21 protein-coding genes are annotated in these 18,910 nt (G+C 43.6%); all 21 read right to left on the bottom strand.

The window, feature by feature from the left end:
* Positions 1–11: 11 nt before the first annotated feature.
* A complete protein-coding gene (locus tag QP860_RS01760; protein WP_070616993.1) occupies positions 12–1,295 on the bottom strand; it encodes a glycine/sarcosine/betaine reductase component B subunit in 1,284 nt (427 codons plus the stop codon).
* 28 nt (positions 1,296–1,323) lie between these two features.
* Positions 1,324–1,671 carry a GrdX family protein gene (locus QP860_RS01765; RefSeq protein WP_070616992.1) on the bottom strand — a complete coding sequence of 116 codons (348 nt, stop codon included), beginning with the start codon at positions 1,669–1,671 and terminating at the stop codon, positions 1,324–1,326.
* A gap of 20 nt (positions 1,672–1,691) precedes the next feature.
* Positions 1,692–3,092, bottom strand: coding sequence for a dihydropyrimidinase (hydA, locus tag QP860_RS01770; RefSeq protein ID WP_070616991.1), 1,401 nt, complete (start codon positions 3,090–3,092; stop codon positions 1,692–1,694).
* Positions 3,093–3,208: 116 nt separating this feature from the next.
* Entirely contained in the window at positions 3,209–3,952 is a 744-nt protein-coding gene (locus tag QP860_RS01775; protein WP_070431744.1) for an isochorismatase family protein, read from the bottom strand.
* 207 nt (positions 3,953–4,159) lie between these two features.
* Entirely contained in the window at positions 4,160–4,774 is a 615-nt protein-coding gene (locus QP860_RS01780) for a DUF3841 domain-containing protein (RefSeq protein ID WP_070616990.1), read from the bottom strand.
* A gap of 8 nt (positions 4,775–4,782) precedes the next feature.
* On the bottom strand, positions 4,783–5,403 hold the full coding sequence (locus QP860_RS01785) for a DUF3841 domain-containing protein (RefSeq protein ID WP_070616989.1): 621 nt from the start codon (positions 5,401–5,403) through the stop codon (positions 4,783–4,785).
* A 12-nt stretch (positions 5,404–5,415) separates the two neighbouring features.
* The gene (locus QP860_RS01790) at positions 5,416–6,561 is read right to left on the bottom strand and encodes an aminotransferase class V-fold PLP-dependent enzyme (RefSeq protein ID WP_070616988.1); all 1,146 of its coding nucleotides are present in this window, start codon (positions 6,559–6,561) and stop codon (positions 5,416–5,418) included.
* Positions 6,562–6,659: 98 nt separating this feature from the next.
* Positions 6,660–7,172, bottom strand: coding sequence for a uroporphyrinogen decarboxylase/cobalamine-independent methonine synthase family protein (locus QP860_RS10600; protein ID WP_070616987.1), 513 nt, complete (start codon positions 7,170–7,172; stop codon positions 6,660–6,662).
* A 6-nt stretch (positions 7,173–7,178) separates the two neighbouring features.
* Positions 7,179–7,847 (bottom strand): uroporphyrinogen decarboxylase/cobalamine-independent methonine synthase family protein, encoded by a 669-nt coding sequence (locus QP860_RS10605; protein WP_070616986.1) that lies wholly within the window; start codon positions 7,845–7,847, stop codon positions 7,179–7,181.
* A gap of 141 nt (positions 7,848–7,988) precedes the next feature.
* On the bottom strand, positions 7,989–9,209 hold the full coding sequence (hflX, locus tag QP860_RS01800) for a GTPase HflX (RefSeq protein WP_284878555.1): 1,221 nt from the start codon (positions 9,207–9,209) through the stop codon (positions 7,989–7,991).
* Positions 9,210–9,233: 24 nt separating this feature from the next.
* The gene (gene miaA / locus QP860_RS01805) at positions 9,234–10,178 is read right to left on the bottom strand and encodes a tRNA (adenosine(37)-N6)-dimethylallyltransferase MiaA (protein ID WP_070616985.1); all 945 of its coding nucleotides are present in this window, start codon (positions 10,176–10,178) and stop codon (positions 9,234–9,236) included.
* Positions 10,175–11,890, bottom strand: a complete 1,716-nt coding sequence (gene recN, locus QP860_RS01810; RefSeq protein WP_284912074.1) for a DNA repair protein RecN — start codon at positions 11,888–11,890, stop codon at positions 10,175–10,177. The genes miaA and recN overlap by 4 nt, the downstream gene beginning before the upstream one ends.
* Before the next feature lie 32 nt (positions 11,891–11,922).
* Positions 11,923–12,741 (bottom strand): TlyA family RNA methyltransferase, encoded by an 819-nt coding sequence (locus QP860_RS01815; protein WP_070616983.1) that lies wholly within the window; start codon positions 12,739–12,741, stop codon positions 11,923–11,925.
* A 21-nt stretch (positions 12,742–12,762) separates the two neighbouring features.
* Positions 12,763–13,635: a polyprenyl synthetase family protein gene (locus QP860_RS01820; protein ID WP_070616982.1), complete on the bottom strand. Its 873-nt coding sequence runs from the start codon at positions 13,633–13,635 to the stop codon at positions 12,763–12,765.
* Positions 13,636–13,642: 7 nt separating this feature from the next.
* Positions 13,643–13,873 (bottom strand): exodeoxyribonuclease VII small subunit, encoded by a 231-nt coding sequence (locus QP860_RS01825; RefSeq protein ID WP_067975983.1) that lies wholly within the window; start codon positions 13,871–13,873, stop codon positions 13,643–13,645.
* Position 13,874: 1 nt separating this feature from the next.
* Positions 13,875–15,251: an exodeoxyribonuclease VII large subunit gene (gene xseA, locus QP860_RS01830; protein ID WP_070616981.1), complete on the bottom strand. Its 1,377-nt coding sequence runs from the start codon at positions 15,249–15,251 to the stop codon at positions 13,875–13,877.
* Positions 15,251–16,096 (bottom strand): bifunctional 5,10-methylenetetrahydrofolate dehydrogenase/5,10-methenyltetrahydrofolate cyclohydrolase, encoded by an 846-nt coding sequence (locus tag QP860_RS01835; RefSeq protein WP_070616980.1) that lies wholly within the window; start codon positions 16,094–16,096, stop codon positions 15,251–15,253. The genes xseA and QP860_RS01835 overlap by 1 nt, the downstream gene beginning before the upstream one ends.
* A 76-nt stretch (positions 16,097–16,172) precedes the next feature.
* Positions 16,173–16,721: a transcription antitermination factor NusB gene (nusB, locus tag QP860_RS01840; RefSeq protein WP_070616979.1), complete on the bottom strand. Its 549-nt coding sequence runs from the start codon at positions 16,719–16,721 to the stop codon at positions 16,173–16,175.
* Between the two features lie 34 nt (positions 16,722–16,755).
* Positions 16,756–17,115, bottom strand: a complete 360-nt coding sequence (locus QP860_RS01845; RefSeq protein WP_067975972.1) for an Asp23/Gls24 family envelope stress response protein — start codon at positions 17,113–17,115, stop codon at positions 16,756–16,758.
* 32 nt (positions 17,116–17,147) lie between these two features.
* Positions 17,148–17,705, bottom strand: coding sequence for an elongation factor P (gene efp, locus QP860_RS01850; RefSeq protein ID WP_067975967.1), 558 nt, complete (start codon positions 17,703–17,705; stop codon positions 17,148–17,150).
* An 85-nt stretch (positions 17,706–17,790) separates the two neighbouring features.
* Positions 17,791–18,870, bottom strand: coding sequence for a M24 family metallopeptidase (locus tag QP860_RS01855; protein WP_070616978.1), 1,080 nt, complete (start codon positions 18,868–18,870; stop codon positions 17,791–17,793).
* Between the last annotated feature and the right edge of the window lie 40 nt (positions 18,871–18,910).

Here is an 18,910-nt window from a genome sequence, read left to right on the forward strand (position 1 = left end):
TAGCCTCCTCCCTAGTGTAATTCGACAGTAAGATTATGGTAACCGATTTCAGATGTAGCTCCAATTACCGCATTTAGCTCACAACTAATATTTCCTGCCTCATCTAAGCTACCTTCCCAACCTCCTGAGAGATTGGCAATTGCTTTAGCATCTCCTAAAACCTCTTCAGCAGCTTCCAAATGGATAAGGTGAGAAACGTTTCCAGTTGAAATCACTGCCTTAGCTTCTTCTTTAGCATCTGCTAGAGGCTGAGAATCACCATCCCAACCTGAGCACTCATCCGTAATCAAAACTGTTTTAATTCCTGAATTCTCTAATCCTTCGGCAATCATTACTAAATCCGAATCAGGATTTCCATAGCCTTCCTCAGAGACAATGACGCCATCCAGACCAAGCAACTGGCATAACTTCACGGTATAGTCAGCTGTTCTAAACTTGCCGTCCAGAATGGTTAATTCTGGCACAAGAATTGAACTAACAAAAACTAAATCTTTGCCATGGCGTTTAAGTAATTCTAAGATAACGGAATTATTTTGGTGTTGGTAGGTCGTTATCTTATCGCAAGCTGCCACACAGTTCCCCGATATAACCGCTCCATCCAACTCTTCCAATGGGTTCAGCAGAGTGGGTAGAATTTGCTTAGCATCCACTCCATAAATATAACCATCATGAAGGAGTCCCTGAGCAATTAACATCTCCACATAGGCAACCCGTGGTAAATTAGGATATTTTTCCAAACTAGTTTTCACATCTTCAATCTCAAAAGACTCACTTGAGTTTGGACTAATGCCTTCTAAAGCAGCTCCCAAATATTCACTCGCCTTAAGCCCAACTAACCGGCAAGCTTTTTCATGTTCGTGTGGTTCAAGGCCTTCTTCCGGCTCAATGTTAACAACGACATTCAATGTTTGTGAGAATGGTGTCCACTTAGCTCCCTCGCCCCACATATCAATAATTCCCTCTTGGAAGCCAACAATATCCCCCACAGTAACGACTGCTACATTCTGCATTTTTTTGGTGCTTCCCTGACCTAATTGTTCAATTTCTCCAGTTACCCCAGGAAATTGATTCCCCCGTCCAATTCTCAAACGAGGTTCAATCACATCCTTGACAGGAATTAAACGCTTCTTTTCACCGGGCCGAGCCAAGACAATTTGAATCGCTTTGACCTGGTCAATCGCCATTAATTCAGCTATCATTTCATCTCGATTAATATAGAGCTGGTCGTCTTTGATCTCTGTTTTTTTGCCAAAATCAATTTTTTTAATAACAACATTTTGTAATTCAAGTTTCATCTTCACACCTCTTTATAGAATGTCCGGCCTAAAGGTCAGCTAAGGCTGCCATCAAAAGTTCCTGGTCAAGTCGCTGGTAGTCGGTTAAATTTTTAAAGTCAGCTTGTCTTTCTCCCAGAGTCCTTTGATAAAGATCCATTGATTGTTCAATGATCTCATAGCTCTTATCGTGACTCACATCAGCTAAGATAACGGATCGTACAGGAGATAGCATCATCCGTAGAGAAGCCGGCAAGGGATGTGTCAGAGGACGCCAACCAATATGAATCAGATTGCGTACTTCAATTAATACATCCCAAAAGCCACCTTCTACAAAATGCAAATAATCAACACGCTTTAATAAGCTTTCATTATTGGATACAATGATATATTTCACGGATTGCAACTCCTAACTTGCTATTCTCCTTTATGGTATTTATCATAGCAGACAGTATAAGCTTTAGGGCGGATATACCTACCTTGCCCTTTCTCACCAACTAGCTCCCCTCTTTCAGCCATTAATTGACCTCTAAGATAAACTTTGTCGGCAATTCCTTTTTGTTCAAAACCTTCAAAGGTGTTATAGTCAGTACCTTCGTAGCTATTTTCTACTGAAATTTTACCTTTATAGCTTGGGTCCCAAATGAGAATATCAGCATCAGAGCCAGGAAGTAAAGCCCCCTTCTGAGGGTATATTCCACATAGTTTGGCCGGATTTTCCATACAAAGACGTACAAAATCTTGTTTTGAAATTCGTCCTTTTTCGACGCCTTGTGTCCATACCATGTGAAGACGGTCTTGCATACCAGGAACGCCATTGGGAATCTTTGTAAAATCATCGATTCCACGTTTTTTAGCTTGCTCAAAGCCCCCAACAACGGCAGCATGGTCAGAACCAATACTCATTAGGGTGTCTTCTTCTAAAGCTCTCCAAACAGCCTCAATATGCTCTTTTGGCCGAATTGCAGGGCCGCATACCCACTTAGCCCCTTCAAAATTTTCTTTTTCAAGGTAAGACGTATCAATAGCTAGGTAATGGGTGCAAGTTTCGCCATAAACTGCTTGCCCTTCATCTTGAGCTCGTTTGATATTGGCACAAGCACCTGCTGTTGTATTATGAACGATAAAGACTGGACAATCAGCCAACTTAGCGAGATAAATTAAGCGCTGAACGGCTTCATCTTCAACAGTTGGTGGTGAAGAGAGATAATGTCCAATCGGTTTAGTTACGCCTTCTTCAACTAATTCCTCTTTCAAGACCTCAATCATATCCCCGTTTTCACAGTGGACCCAAGGTGTAATCCCATAATCCTTACAAATTTGCATGGCTTTAAAGATCAAATCATCTTCTACATGGAAAGGCGTCCCATTATAAGCCATAAAGAATTTAAGGTTAACGATACCATTCTCAACCATCTTAGGAATTTCGTCTAATAGCGCCTCGCTAGTATCCATCACCATCCCATGGAATGAGAAATCGGGAGAAGCTATACCCTGAGCTTTTTCATCTTTATGACGGTGGAAAGAGTTAATCACTGTCTCTCCTTTATCTTGGGGGGCAAAATCAACGATTGTTGTCGTGCCTCCCACTAAGGCCGCATGAGAAGTTTCAAAACCATAAGTATCAAAAGGCCCCATATGGACATGCTCATCAACTCCACCAGGGAAAATATATTTGCCCGTCGCATCAACCAACTCATGGTCTGCTTCATCTATATTATTAGCAATCATTTTAATTTTTTCATCTTCAATGAGAATGTCTGCTTGGTATTCAGCTACCGAGGAAACAATCGTTCCATTTTTGATTAGTAAAGCCATGTTCTGCCTCTCTTTCTTTGAAATTATAGATAAACAAAACCCGCAAGTTTGCCTTCAGGGCCTTACGGGTTAATATGTTAAGGCACAGCCCCTAGTGCTATGCAATTTGTCTTAATTTAATCATTAGCACGTTCATGCTTAGTATAAACGCTAGGATCAATGCCTTCTAAATATTTAACGACTTCATCAACTTCCCAAACATCAGCAAATTTAGCCTCCATGTCAAAGAGGTTCCATTCAATAACTCCAGGTACACGGTCGCCAACTGTGCCACGAGGAATTAATGTTTTATAGCCATAACCTGTTGAATCCATTACGGTGTGGCGTACACAGGCACATGCTGTTGCTCCCATTACGATCAAAGTGTCTACTCCTAAGAAATTCAAGGTTTGATTTAAATGGGTGCCGAAGAAATTAGAAGCATATTTCTTATGAATAACTGGTTCTTCTGGCTGAGGATCTAATTTAGGATCAATAGCCATCCAGTAATCATCATGAATATCTAAGGTGTGCATAGGAATCTTTTCATCCCAACGTGGTAGGTCCCATTGCTGTTCACCCCAATAGCCAGTCGTTGTATGAAAGATTGGAATGCCTGCTTTACGCCCAGCATTTAATACTTTTAGTGCTTCAGCACAGACTTCTTCAGAGTGATCACAAGTGAAGGGGTGGCCTTCTGTCATCCAAGCTCTAGCCATGTCAACTGTTGTGATGGCTGGTGCCTTACCGACACCCATTTCACGCATGAAACCACGTTCTTTATAAATCTTACGTGCTTCTTCAAAGGCTTCTTTTAAACCTGCTTCATCGAAGCCATACTCATCAACATATTTGTAATCTGGATTTTGTTTCTCAGTCATTAGTTTTCCTCCTAATAAAATCAAAAGCTGATATCACAGCATTACGAAAGCGCCTCCGAGAAGTAAACACTTGGGCAAGGCTAAAATCAAATATAGCGCTTACATTTTTCCTAATGTTTTCCTCTACACTTATATTTAACCATACCTTTGCTTAATAAAATGTTAGTAGTCTAACATTTTACTGTTTTATTTTAAATATTTACTCATTTAATAGCTATCTTCTATATCCTTAACGATTTCAAAAAATGAGTCTCCTGGATACACAATATGCTGAATCCACTCCTCTTTAATTTGCCAAATATTTCCTTCGATAATCGCTGGATCTTTCGTTTCTAAATCAAATATTCTCGACCAGCTGTTCTTAATCTCATGTTTGATCTCTTCATACATGCCATCATATTTTCTCTGGAATAAGTTGACAATGTTTTGGATGCCTAAAGCTTCTAATTTTTGGTTGAAAGTTCGGGCATCTGCTTCATTTTTAGGACAATACTGATAATTTAGAACATAGTCCCATTTTAGACTATCAAAGAATATAATTTCTTCTCGGGGAACTTGGAGGCAGTAAACAAGTTCACCCTGAACAGGACGCTTACAATAATGCTTATTAGCTGTACACCAGATTGGGTAATCAACACCCTGAGGACGGGATACAAATTTTTCCGCCATCTCAACAAAGCAGCGATAACGTTCAGAAAAATGATCGGCATCCACACCCATATGAAGTCTGACATAAATCTCTTTATTGCGCACAGCCCCTGTCCGTTTTAGTTCCTGCAAAGATTTTTCATTCTGTCGGGTATAAAGAGCAATTGTTTGCATAAAGCACCTCACTGTCCAAAAGCATCTAATTTACCCTGGGTCTTTTGAACGAAGTCTTCCCCTGGATAGATAATGTCTTCAATCCACTCTTGTCGAATCTCCCAAAGATTAGCCTGGACCCTAAAGCGAGACGGCTCCTCAATGTCAAATATTCTTGGCCAAGAGGCGCGAATTTTCTCTTCAAGATCAGGATAAAAGCCGGCATATTTACCCTTTATAATATTATAGGCGGATGGCAGGCCTCGGGCTTGTAGCTCTTGCTTAAAAGCAGACTTATCTAGCTCATCACTTGGAATATACAAATAGTTCAAAACATAGTCCCATTTTTGCCCATCAAAAAAAATAACTTGATCCTTGGGCACCCTTAGGCAATAGAGCAATTCCCCTTTAATCGGCAGCCGGGCGGTATCCTTACTTATAGCACACCAAATCGGGTATTCCACCCCTTCTGGTCTAGGGATTCGCTCTTCTGCCATCGCAACAAAGCTGCGATATCTTTCAGCAAAATAATCAGCATCTGGCCCCATGTGCAAACGAACGTAGATGCTTTTGTTTCGAATAGATCCTGTGCGCTCTAATTCATAGAGCGAATTTTCATGTTGCCGGGTATATAATCGGATATATTCCATGTTGAAAACCTCCTATTCAGGACGATAACGGTCAACTAAAATTTTAAGTGCTGTGATGGCTTGGTCTACTTCTTCTTTGCTTGTAAAGTAGCCAAAGCTAAAGCGCACAGCCCCTTGGTCAGCTGTCCCCAACGCTTGGTGCATAAGCGGAGCACAGTGCCCTCCTGAACGTACGGCAATATCAAAGTCTTCTTCTAAGTCTTCAGCAATTTCTGAAGAATCGATATCCCAGACATTAAGCGCAAGAACCGGTGCCCGATCAGCTGTAAAGTCGCCGTAAATATGGAGGCCTTCTATATCTTGTAAATTTTGATAAAAATACTGGATTAAAGATACTTCTCTCTCATGAATATTTGTTACCCCTTGATCAAGAATATACTCAACTGCTGCACTCAGACCCGCTAGACCGTGACCATTTTGCGTCCCAGCTTCAAGGGCTTCAGGCATACGTTGAGGTTGATAATGGTTGTAGGTATCGATCCCTGTTCCCCCTGCCTTGAGTGGACGAATATTGAGACCTGGACGCACATAGAGACCTCCTGTTCCCTGGGGCCCAAGCAAACTCTTGTGCCCAGTAAAACAAAGCACATCCACTTGGGCTGCCTGGACATCTATAGGGATGGCCCCCAGGCTTTGGGAAGCATCTACGACAAAATACAAGCCATGTTCATGAGCAATCTGCCCTAAATCCTCAATAGGATTCAAGTTTCCAGTGAGATTAGAGGCATGGGTAAGAACAAGGCCTTTGGTATTCGAACGTATGTAAGAGGGCAAGTCCTCGATAACCAGGCGTCCTTTGTCATCACACGGTAGCAAGCTCAGTTCCAAGCCCTGGTCTTTTAAAGAATAGAGAGGACGAAGCACCGAATTGTGTTCCATCACTGAACTAATCACATGGTCACCCGGCCGAAAAAGCCCGCGAATGGCCGTATTCAATGCTTCAGTTGAATTTAAAGCAAAAGCAATCTGCTGAGGCGACTCCCCATGCATCAATTGGTTTAACTGACTCCGACAATTAAATAAAGTACGTGAACCTTGAAGCGACTCTTCGTTCGCTCCACGACCAGCATTTCCTAAGTGATGCATGGCATCCACTACCGCTTCAATGACACAAACAGGTTTTTGGATACTGGTAGCCGCATTATCTAAATAAATCATAGCTTTCCCTCATTTCTAAAAAATGGCTAAAGTCCTTCCCTAATTCCTATTAGAAAGCCTTTAGCCATTGGATTCAATTTTATCTTTACTTCTTCTAACTAAGCGTATTTGTCCCTTAATAGCTGACTTGCTTGAGAAAGAGCTCGCATCTTCTTGGCGATCACCCGGTCCTGATTCATTGGGCGATTGGAGAAGGTAGCAAAACCACAATCAGGGTTTAGCCAAATACGATCAACAGGTAAATAAGCTAAGGCTTCTTCAACACGTGCCACAATACTATCGATACTTTCAATCTCATCCGTTCTTGGATTGACCACACCAAGCCCTAACATGACATGGTCAGCTAAGTGTTCGTTCCGGAAAAGGTCTTTTAATTCCCCAGCTCTTGGCGTTGAAAATTCTAAAGTCAACATGTCAGGAGCCACTGCTTCAAAAAAGTCAGATAAGGGAGCATAAGAGCCTTCTAATAAACCCGCTTCATCGCGTGTATAATTCCCCCGGCAGACATGCAACATGCTTAAGCTTTGGCTAGGTCGAATAAGGTCTAAAACAGGTTTGATTAAGGACTGGGCAAATTTTAATTCTTCGTCAAACTTGACTTTCTCTGACAAGACCCCTCAGTAAAAGCCCCGCTTCATGTCCTCAGACAAAACAACTTCTGCAAGAATCGGGTCATCTATTTGAATAACTTCAATACCCATAGCAAGCAAACGCTTGGTCTCATTAAGAATAAGGGTTAAAACATCCTGACCTAAGTCTTCACGACTGGCATAAGCCTTGTCTGAAACCCCTTCTAACCACAATGACCGAGTTAACAAATAGGGACTAGGTAGGGTGGCTTTCAAGGGATGATTAGTCATTTGTCTTAAGGCTAGCATTTCATCCGTATCTAACTTAACATCTGTGTCTATTTTGCCTGTACAGATTGGGTTGTTCATTCCTGTATTATGAACATCTCTTTCTTCTAAGCTGCTTTGTAATTGGTCCTTATCATCTTCATTCGTTAAGGCCATAACTTCCTCAACAGACATCAACTCAATGCCAGGGACCTTATCTGCGACAAAAGAGATATAATTATCCCGTGCTAATTCCCCATTAGTAATCACATCAATCCCAGCAGCCTCTTGGGCTCTAACTAACTTTTCTGTTTCTTGGTTGACTAAAGCAGAATAATCTTCATCAGATAAATTTTTCTGACGATAAGTTTGGCTTGCCTCCAACAACTCTTCACTACGCGGCCAGGAGCCCATCAGTGAAGTGGAAAAAGGCTTAAATTTTCCTTTCATGCTTAATAACTCCTCTTTTCAAAGTATTCGTTATACTATAGTCAGGATAGCATTAGCTAGTAAAAAGCGCAAATATGATAGGCCTGAATCTCATTTCTTGGTTGTTTATCATAGCTAGACAAATATTTGCCCAGTTCATCCTTAGCCGTTCAAAGGCGTATCTGGTCGCTTATAGCCCTTGATCATATAGTCATTAGACAGTTCGTCAAATTCAAAAGATTCAATATATATTCGATCGGCATGTCCAAGATAGTAAGAGGCATTCTGGCTAGAAACCTTAAGTTCAAAATAATCATACATTGAGTGCAGACGGTCGATTATGCCTTCTTCTAACTTAACCATGCCCTGGGAAGACCGAGCAGATATCGCCACATAAGGCGAAGAAGGATTAAGCAGCTCTGGTCTTTCGAGCCGATCCATCTTATTATAAACGAATAGATGCGGAATTTGGAGCATATCTAAGTCCTCCAAAAGCTGGTAAACAGTCTTCTCTTGTGCTTGAGCATGAGGTGAAGACGCGTCAATTACAATCAATAGAAGGTCAACATCTCGACTCTCTTCCAAAGTCGAATGAAAGGCATCAATCACCATAGGGGGCAAGTCTTGAATAAAGCCCACCGTATCTGTTATGGTCATCTGAAAGCCATTTTCTAAAGTAAAGTTCCGAGTCAGAGGACTCAAGGTAGCGAAAAGTTGGTCTTCTTCGTAAGTTTCAGCTTCAGTCAAGCCATTCAAGATGGTGGACTTGCCAGCATTGGTATAGCCAACAAGACCAATCTTAAATTGGCTGCTACGCGTTCGCCTCTCCCGGCTAACTTCCCGGTGCTTCTCCGCTTCCTTCAACTGCTTCTTAATTCGACTAATTGCATCGCGGAGGGTTCGGCGATCACGCTCTAACTGGCTCTCCCCCGGTCCCCTAGTTCCGATACCCCCGGCCAAACGCGAAAGGGCCAGACCCTGTCCGGCTAGTCGGGGAAGGAGGTATTCATTCTGAACAAGAGCGACTTGGAGCTTAGCCTCCTTGGAATGGGCGCGCAAGGTAAAGATATCTAAAATGAGTTGGACGCGGTCAATCACTGGCCAATCCAGGGCTGCCTCAATATTACGAACTTGTGAAGGGCTCAATGCATCATAAAAAATAATCAGGTCAGCAGACAGGGTTTCTGCTAAGGTTTTTAATTCAGCTAACTTTCCTTGGCCAATATACGTTCTGGGATCAGGATGTTCCCGGCTCTGGGTTAGAGTCCAAACGAGCTTACCTCCAGCCGTCTTAATTAATTCTTGGCACTCTTCTAGACGCATCTGGAAATCCTGGTCAGTTTCTGACTTATCTTCTAATAATACAGCAATAACTTCTTGCATAGAGACTCCTTTCTTAACTAGTGACTAAGTTTTAAGGAAGCGCTTAACTTCTTCGACTAGGCGCCGGTAGTCGGTTGCTTGGGGATCATCCACCAGGTCATAGGTCTGAGCAGCAGGCAAGCGGTGGCGGATCCAAGTTAATTGTCTTTTGGCATAGTGGCGGGTATTTTTTTGCAGGCGCTGGATGCCTGCCTCGAGTCTCTCTTGACCGCTCAGGTAGGGAAAGAGTTCCTTGTAGGCAATGGCCTTCATCGACTGGGCATCAGACGGTAAGTCTTGCTGGTAAAGCCACCTAGCCTCTTCAAGGAGACCTTGGTCCACCATTTCAAGCACTCGCTGGTTGATCTGAGCGTAGAGCTTCTGCCGGTCCCGAACCAAGGCAATAATTAATAAGTCATAAGGACTGTCCTGGTGTCGGGACTGCTTCTGGTCAGAAAATTTACCTGACGAAAACTGGCACACTTCAAGCGCTCGAATCACCCGGCGTTGGTTATTGGGATGGATGGCTTCCGCTGCTTCGGGGTCAACGGCTTGCAATTTTTGGTGGAGGGCTAAGGGTCCATACTGGTCGGCATAGTCCGCCATAGCCTCACGAAAGGCCGGGTGCTCAGCAACTTCCGCCCCTAAGTCAAAATCATAGAGCAAGGCCTCAAGGTAGAGACCCGTTCCTCCCACTAAGAGAGGCAAGTGCCCCCTTTCATGGATATTCGTGATGATTTCTGTGGCATCCCGCTTAAAGTCGGCCACACTATAGCTTTCGTGAACTTCCCGTAAATCAAAGAGATGGTGGGGAATAGTCCCACATTCTTCTGGACTGATTTTAGCGGTACCGATATCTAGGTGGCGATAAACCTGCATGGAATCGCCGTTAACCACCTCGCCGGAAAATTTTTGCGCAAGATCTAGACTTAATGCGGTTTTTCCGACACCAGTGGGGCCACAGATGACAATAAGTTTCTCTTTAGTCATAGAACCTCCTCATAGGCTTGGTGCATGGCTTGGCGATCCTGAGCTGCTTGGTCCAACTGGTCTTCTGCGGCTAGACGTGAACTTTCTGTAATCTGTTCGCCGGCTAAAATACGGGCTAATTCTTCGACTCGCTCTTCTCGATTCAGGTCTTTAACTTGGGTCATAGTCCGCCCATCCTTTTCCGACTTGTGAATGTAGAGCTGTTGGTCTGCCATAGCAGCAACCTGGGCTAAATGACTGATGCAAAGCACTTGAGCACCTAATGAAATTTGATACATTTTCTCTGCTATAGCTTGGGCAACACGGCCGCTAACACCTGTATCGACCTCATCAAAGACGATGGAAGTCACCCCTTTAGCCTCTTGGAAAACAGCTTTCATCGCCAGCATCAAGCGTGAAAGTTCCCCACCAGAAGCCACCTTAGTTAAAGCTTTAAAAGGTTCACCTGGGTTAGTGGCAATATAGAATTCCACCCGGTCCATCCCATTTTTGTAGAAACGGTTAGATAGGTCAATTTGCACTTTGAACTTAGCCTTGGCCATATAGAGCTCCTTCATCTGGTCCATGATGACTTGTTCCAAATCTTTGGCCGCTTGGCTCCTATCTTCATGCAGCTGGTGGCCCAAGTCAAGCAGGCGATCTTTGGACGTTTGGAGCTTGCTTTCAAGATCTTCCTGGTGGCTCTCTTGGTGGTCGAGCCGCTCCAATTCTTCCCGTGCTTGGTCAGCATAGGCTAAGATCTCTTCAATAGTCTGTCCGTACTTTCGTTTTAACTTTTGAATGGCATTAAGGCGCTCTTCAATCTGGTTGAGTCGATCCTGGTCATAGACCATGTCCTCCATGTAATGGTGGATATCCGAAGATAGGGCTTGGAGGCCATAATAGGCTGCATCCATTTGTTCAATAAACTGGTCAAATTGCTGGTTCATTCCCGCCAAACGGGCTAATTCACCAGACATTTGCCCCAACCGGTCGATGACATTCACTTCTTCATAGGAGAGACCAGCTGTAACGAATTGTAGGACTTCCGCAATCTTTTGGTAGTTCTGTAGTTCTTCGCGTTCTTCTTCAAGGACTTGGTCTTCATCAACTTCCAATTGACTGGCATCGATTTCCGAAATTTGAAAGCGGAGCAAATCCAGGCGTTGGGCCAGTTCCTGTTCATTTAAGGAAAGTTGATCCAGTTCATCTTTTAAACTTTGATAGTGGTCGTATTCTTTCTGGAAGTCTTCTAGATTACCTTGGATTTTTTTACCAGCAAAATGATCCAAAAATTCAATATGGCGACTGGCATCCATTAAACTTTGGTGTTCATTTTGGCCGTGGATATCTACCAAGTAGCTGCCAATTTTCTTCAACAAGGCTACGGTTAAGGTCACCCCATTGACGCGAATCACATTCTTCCCTGACCGGTGCATCTCTCGGCTGATCAACAGTTGAGAATCCTCAAAGGGAATCTTCAAGTCTTCAAGCAAGCGATGTCCATCCTCTGCGAGCTCTGGCATAAAGAAAATCCCCGACAAGAAGAAAGAGTCACAATGGTAACGGATAAAATCAGAAGCCCCCCGACCTCCAATCAAAAGCCCAACCGCATCAATGATAATTGACTTACCGGCCCCGGTCTCTCCCGTTAGGACGGTCATCCCATCTTCAAAATCGATTTCTAGTTCTTCAATAATAGCGAAGTTACGAATGGTGAGATGCTGTAACATGGTGTCAATCCCTTCTTCTCTTCAAGTCATCACTAAGCATGAAATTGGTCATGGGCGGCTTTAACCACTTCTTCTGGAGAAATAGTCAGTAAATTCTGCCCCTGGTCACGCCGCTGATTCTTCAATAAGGCCAAAAATTCAATATTACCTGATCCGCCCGTGATTGGGGAATAGGTTAAGTTGAGGATATCGTAACCCAGGACCTGGGCCATCTCAAAGGTCCGGTTCAAAACTTCCAAGTGAACTTTAGGATCTCTGACAATCCCCTTCTTCCCCACCTGGTCACGTCCTGCTTCAAATTGTGGCTTAATTAAGGCAACAACTTGTCCTCCTGCTTTGAGAATCGAAACAAGGGGAGGTAAAATCAAGCTTAGGGAAATAAAGGAGACATCAATGCTAGCTATATCTGGCTGGCCAGCTTTGAAATCCTCCACTTTGGCATGTCTAAAATTCGTCTGCTCCATCACAATTACCCGGTCGTCCGAGCGTAGCTTCCAATCTAACTGATTAGTGCCTACATCTAGAGCATAAGACTGCTTAGCTCCCGATTGCAAGGCAACATCAGTAAAACCACCGGTCGATGACCCAATATCTAAAAGGATCAAATCCTTAAAGTCGATATCAAAACTATCCCGAGCCTTGACTAATTTCAAGCCGCCCCGGGAAACATAGGGCATATCCTCCCCCTTTAATTCCAATATAGAAGTATCTGGAATCTTCTCCCCGGCTTTATCCAGGCGCTCATGCTTTTCATTATAGATTTGTCCTGCCATGATGTAGCGCTTGGCCTTCTCTCTAGAATTGGCGAGGCCTTGGCGGACGACAAGGACATCTACGCGTTCTTTGCCCATCTTTTTCCTATCTCCTCATGCTTAAACTTTCAAATAATCTAGAAAATCGCGGATCAAAGTAGTATCCATGACTTCTTCTAAGCGACTTAGTATTTCTTCACACCCTTTGATTTCACCCGCCAAGGCCTCTTGGGCAGCTTCTAAACCCAAGAGTGCTGGATAGGTGTTCTTTGCCAGCTCCTGGTCAGAATGGGCGTGCTTTCCTCGTTCTTCATCTGTCCACAAGACTTCTTGGAGGTCATTTTGGATCTGGAAGGCAAGGGCATAGGCTTGAGCAAAACTCGCCATTTCAAATTTAGTTTGGTCGCTGACTTGAACCAGTTCAAGGGGGGCTTGGAGACTAAAACGAATCAAGGCCCCGGTTTTTTGGTCGTATAAGGCTTTCAATTGGGACAAGCTAACTTTTTGTCCTTCATAAATGATATCCTTCATCTGGCCAGCCACCATTCCCTGGTCCCCAGCGGCTTGGGCTAATTGGGCGAGTAAGCTGACCCGACCTTCAGCTGCTAGATTATTATCCTGACTGATCACTTCAAATGCCTTAGCCTGCAAGGCATCGCCAGCTAGAATAGCCGTCGCTTCATCGAAAGCTTTGTGGTTACTGGGTTTTCCCCGGCGATAATCATCATCATCCATAGCGGGTAAATCATCGTGGATCAGTGAATAGCAATGGATATATTCGATAGCCTTGGCCAGGCTAAAGGCTGACTTAGGGTCTCCACCGAAAGCCTGGACAATTGCTAAAATAAAGAAGGGGCGGAGTCTCTTACCGCCATTTGTCAAACTATAACGGATACTGGGGTGGATGCTAGTGGCGTCTTGTTCAGGAAATTCTTCCAGCAGGGCCTCTTCAAAGGCAGCTGCATAAGACCGCCTAAAGTCTTGTAAATTCATCTTATCCCTACCCTTGCTTATCAAAGTCTTCGAGTTCATCATTCTCGTTCATCAATTTAACCATGGTCTCTTCAGCCTCTTGCAAGCTGTCATTGCAGTACTTACTTAGGGCCATTCCGTCCTGGAAATAAGTCATGGAGTCAGCTAGGGGAATATCCCCGTTCTGTAATTTAGCAACAATTTCTTCTAATTTTGCCATGGCTTGTTCAAATGTCAAATTCTCTAAGTCAATTGCCATTCTAATTCTCCTTTTTATCTTCTTTATCCCATAAAGACGCCTCTTCGATCCGCTCAACCTGAGCGAAAACCTGACCATCGAGTAGTTGAACTTCTAAATGATCGCCAGCTTGGAGGTCCTGCACGCTGTTAACATGCTGGCCATCCTTACTCAGGTAGGCATAGCCTCCTGACAGACGTTTGAGAGGGGACAACAAGTCCAATTGGGTAACAAGTCGGTGCAAATCTTGGTCCTTTTTTTTCACTTGGTCAGCAAAGGACTGGGCCAGCTTCTGGCTCATCTGTTGATAGAGGTGCTTGGACTGTAAGAGCTGATAGCGGGGGTTATACTTAGCTAACAGGTCTTTTAACCGGCTCACCTGGTCCTGCTGGCTCTTTAATTTTTTCTGCAAGTTAGCTTGCAAGTCGCCTTCCAAGCCGATCAGTTTCATCCGATAGCCATCGTAAAGTTTCTGTGGCTGAGTAAAAATATAGGACTGCTGGCTACTAGCTAGCCGCTGCCTGTAATACTTCAAACGCTGGCCCTGGACAGTATAGAGACGTTTTCTAAGTTCTTGAATCCGAAAGACCAAATCTGCTAAGAGAACCGGCGTTGCTAGTTCGGCAGCAGCCGTCGGTGTCGGTGCTCTTCGGTCGGCCACTTCATCAGCTAAACTGTAGTCCGTTTCGTGGCCGACCGAAGAGATAACGGGGGTCTGACAGGCAGCAATCGTCCGTGCAACTTCTTCTTCATTGAAACACCACAAGTCTTCAATCGAGCCGCCGCCCCGTCCGACAATAATCACGTCATAGCTACCAGTTTGGTCCGCACGTTTGAGATTGCTAACGATACTGTCCTTAGCTCGGTCGCCTTGAACCACTGTAGGATAGATCACAATTTCAACAATGGGATAGCGTCGACGGACAGTCGTTATAATATCGCGAACCACAGATCCCGTTGGTGAAGTTACGACAGCAATTTTTTTAGGATAAGGAGGAAGCGCCTTGCGTTCAAAATTAAAAAGGCCTTCCTTACTTAATTTTTCCTTCAGCTGTTGGTAGGCAATATAAAAAGACCCAATCCCATCAGGCTGGATGTCTTCAACATAAAGTTGGTAGGAGCCCTGCTTCTCATAGAGCCCTACCCGCCCTTTAACTAAGACCTTCATTCCTTCTTCAAGGTCAAAAGGAATACGCTGAAATCGGCCGCGAAAAATCACAGCCGAGATCAGCGCATTATCATCTTTTATGCTGAAATACTGATTGTTTGCCTTGCCCCGCGACCGGTAACCAGAAATTTCACCCGTGAGATAGACAGTTTCTAAATAAGGATCACGGGTAAATTTAGCTTTGATATACTGGGTGAGCTGGCTCACTGTCAAGTATTTACTTTGCGTCATTAATTTGCCTCTTTTTCTAATCGCGTGATCATTTGATCAAAAAGCATCACTTGGGTAACAGGGCCTACACCACCTGGAACAGGAGTTATCGCCCGTGTCTTAGGGGCAACATTTTCATAATCCACATCCCCTAAGAGTTTGCCCTCTTCTGTATAGGTCGTCCCAATGTCAACGACAGTAGCTCCCTCTTTGATCATATCTTCAGTTACCAGGTGAGGAACACCAGTTGCAGAGCAAACAATATCTGCTTCACGGGTAAATTTGGCTGTATCATTTGTGTAGATATGGCAGAGGGTCACTGTAGCTTCTTTTTGTTCTAAAAGCTCAGCTAATGGCCGACCAACAACCGTACTATTCCCGATGACAACACAATCTTTCCCCTTGAATTCGGTATCTGCTAATTCTAGCATTTTCATCGCAGCCAAGGGCGTATTCGGGATGGTTGAAGGACGTTGGTGGAGTAAGTTACCTAAATGAATAGGATGGAGGGCATCCACATCCTTATCAGGATCTAGAGCAATACGGATTTGGCGTTCATCGATATGTTCAGGTAGAGGCATCTCAACCATGATGCCATGGGTGTTAGGATCCTGGTTTTTCTCTTCAATAGCCTGGACTAGATCATCAGTTGTCGTTTCAGCATCCAATTCCACTAAGTGATAGTCAACACCAATTGTTTCAGCAAAACGCCCTTTTACCTTTGCGTATTGGGCATTAGCGCTGCGCCCTTTAACTAAGAAAGTAGTCATCGACGGATGAATGCCTTTTGCTTTTAAAGCCTCAACGCGTTCAGCCATTTTTTCCTTTTGCTCTTTTACATAATCTTTAGAATAAATTTCAATCATTTTCCGTTCCTCATTTCTTTTATTTTAAGCAGTCTGGGGGACTTCCCAGTGATTGAATTAATCCTCAAGGTCATTTTTATTTTTCCATAGTATTAGATAAAACCCCATTAATAAAGCGCCGGGACCGGTCATCTGAATAGCGTTTAGCGAGTTCAATTGCTTCATTAACCGCGACCACTTTAGGCACTCGATCTTCTGCGACATAGAACATTTCATAGAGCGCTAGGCGTAAAATAGCTAAATTAATCTTTTCCAGACGTTTAACTGACCATTTACCTGAGATAGACTGGTCCAACTTCGCATCAATGGCTTCTTGGTTGGCCAAAACACCAGAAACTAATTGTAAGAGATAAGGAGGGAGTTCATCCCCCTCTTCAAAATCAATTGACGTAAAATCTTTGCCTTTGCTAGGGCTTTGTTGCTGTTTTTCGAAAAATTGTTCTTTATCTTTGAGCGCTTCTAATCCTTCTTCATCGACTTCCTCATAGTTAACGACCTGCTTCAACTGGTCTAAGTTTTCTAGAACATAAGTCATACATGCTTCTGGATCCAGATCCGGATTTAATGCTTGCTGGTAGAGAACTAGGAGAGCAATTTCTCTAATTTGTGAAGTGCCTAATTTCATTCCTTTATTCATCCTTTAAGCTTCCGACCCTATCCTAAATATTAAGCTCAGTCACTTTAATATTGATAGCGTCAAGTTGTACATCTGTCATAAAATAAACTTCTTCGAACACGTGTTGTTGCAAGCGGGTCATGGTTTCTGGCACATTGACACCATACTTTAAGGAAAGTGCAATTTCCAAAAAGATCTCATGGTCCTCATTCTGATAGAGGATTACCGCTTGGTCACGGTTCATCCAGTCATTAAAATTGGCACGCCAAGAAGAAAGCAAGTTTACTTCTTCAAAATCTCTACAAGCCTGGCTTGCGATATCTTCGATAACTTTTGGTGCAATGTTGAAAGAACCGAGACAAGCCTGGTCTTCAGCAGTTAGCATTCCCGTTCGTTCTGCCATGTTCACATTCCCCCACTCTCTATTTTACAAGCTTAAGCGCGTGATACATATTCTCCGTCATTGGTGTTGATAATCAGATGGTCTCCCTCGTTAACGAAGAATGGGACATTAACCACCAAACCTGTTTCCATAGTAGCTGGCTTGCTACCACCTGAGGCTGTATCACCCTTGATACCGGGTTCTGTTTGTTTAACTTCTAATTCTACAGTTGTTGGCAGGCTAACCCCTAAGATTTCACCTTCATAAGAGGTCACTTGAACTTCCATATTTTCTAATAAGTACTTCAGTTCTTCTTCAATCTGTTCGCTTGGAATTTCAATTTGCTCAAATGTTTGGTTATCCATGAAAACATGCATATCCCCAGAAGCATAAAGATACTGCATGGCATCATTATCAATATGAGCGGTCTCTACTTTTTCTCCAGCACGCCAGGTCTTATCTAAAAGAGCTCCAGTCCGAAGGTTTTTTAATTTTGAGCGAACGAAAGCGCTCCCCTTACCCGGTTTAACGTGTTGGAAATCCACGATACGATAAAGTGTATCGCCATCTTTAATGGTTAAGCCATTCTTGAAATCATTTGTTGTAATCATTACTCGTCCTCCAATTCAAATACTTTATTATTAATCTTATCATATAAAAGCCAACTAGCGAACAATTATCCTTATTTTATTTTAATTAGAGAATAATTAATTCGCGGCTAGCTGGGGTTAAGATGCGGTTGCCTTCTTCTGTAATGACTAGGTCATCTTCAATGCGGACTCCACCAATACCCTCTAGGTAAATCCCCGGTTCATTGGTAATCAATTGGCCGACTTGAAAGGCCTCATCATAAGATGGGCTGGCATTGGGGGCTTCATGGATCTCTAAGCCGATGCTGTGGCCTAGCGAATGGCCAAAAGCGTCACCGTAGCCAGCTTGACTGATATAGTCCCTTGCGACAGCATCCAAAGCTTGACCGCTGATTCCTGGACGGGCAGCTTGGCTGACCCGACGATTGGCTTCTTGGACGATAGCATAGATTTCCTTTAATTTGGCGCCTGGATCCCCTAAAGCAAAGGTCCGCGTCATATCGGAACAGTAACCTTGATAGTAACAGCCATAGTCTACTGTAATCAGGTCACCTTGCTCGATTTTTTTCTGACTCGCTACACCGTGCGGCATAGCTGACCGTAAACCTGACGCCACAATGGTATCGAAGGAAACGCCAGAAGCACCTAAACTTCGCATGTGGAAGTCGATGGCATTAGCAAGTTCAATTTCTGTCATCCCGACCTTCACTTCATTGAGCATAAAGTCGTAAGTCTGAACGGCAATCTCACAAGCTTTTTCAGTTAGTGCGATTTCTTCTTCGTCCTTGAATTGTCTGAGCACTTCAATCGCACCTGAAAATGGCACTAGGTCAATTTCTAAAGCTTCATCGAGGGCCATATAGCTAGCAACTGAAACGTCCTCATCTTCAAAGGCCAAGTGGTCACAAGAAATAGCATTGAGCGTGCGTTTGATAAAGGCCAGGGGCGAATCCTGACTCGCTGAACCACCAGCAATCACGACTTCAAGATCAGGGCACTGGCTTTCCGCTTGCTCACGGTAGCGAAAATCAGTAATAAGATAAGCTTTCTCCTGGGTCACAAGGACTTTAGCTGAGGTCCCCGTGAAACCACTGAGATAGCGAATATTATAAGGATTGCTGACATAGAAGGCCTTGATACCTTCTTCTTTAAGTAAGTCCTGTAATTTTTTTATCCGTCTCTCCATTAAGACACCTTCTTCTAAAACATCTATAAATTTATTATAA

This window comes from Aerococcus sp. UMB1112A, assembly GCF_030230715.1.
Lineage (GTDB): Bacteria > Bacillota > Bacilli > Lactobacillales > Aerococcaceae > Aerococcus.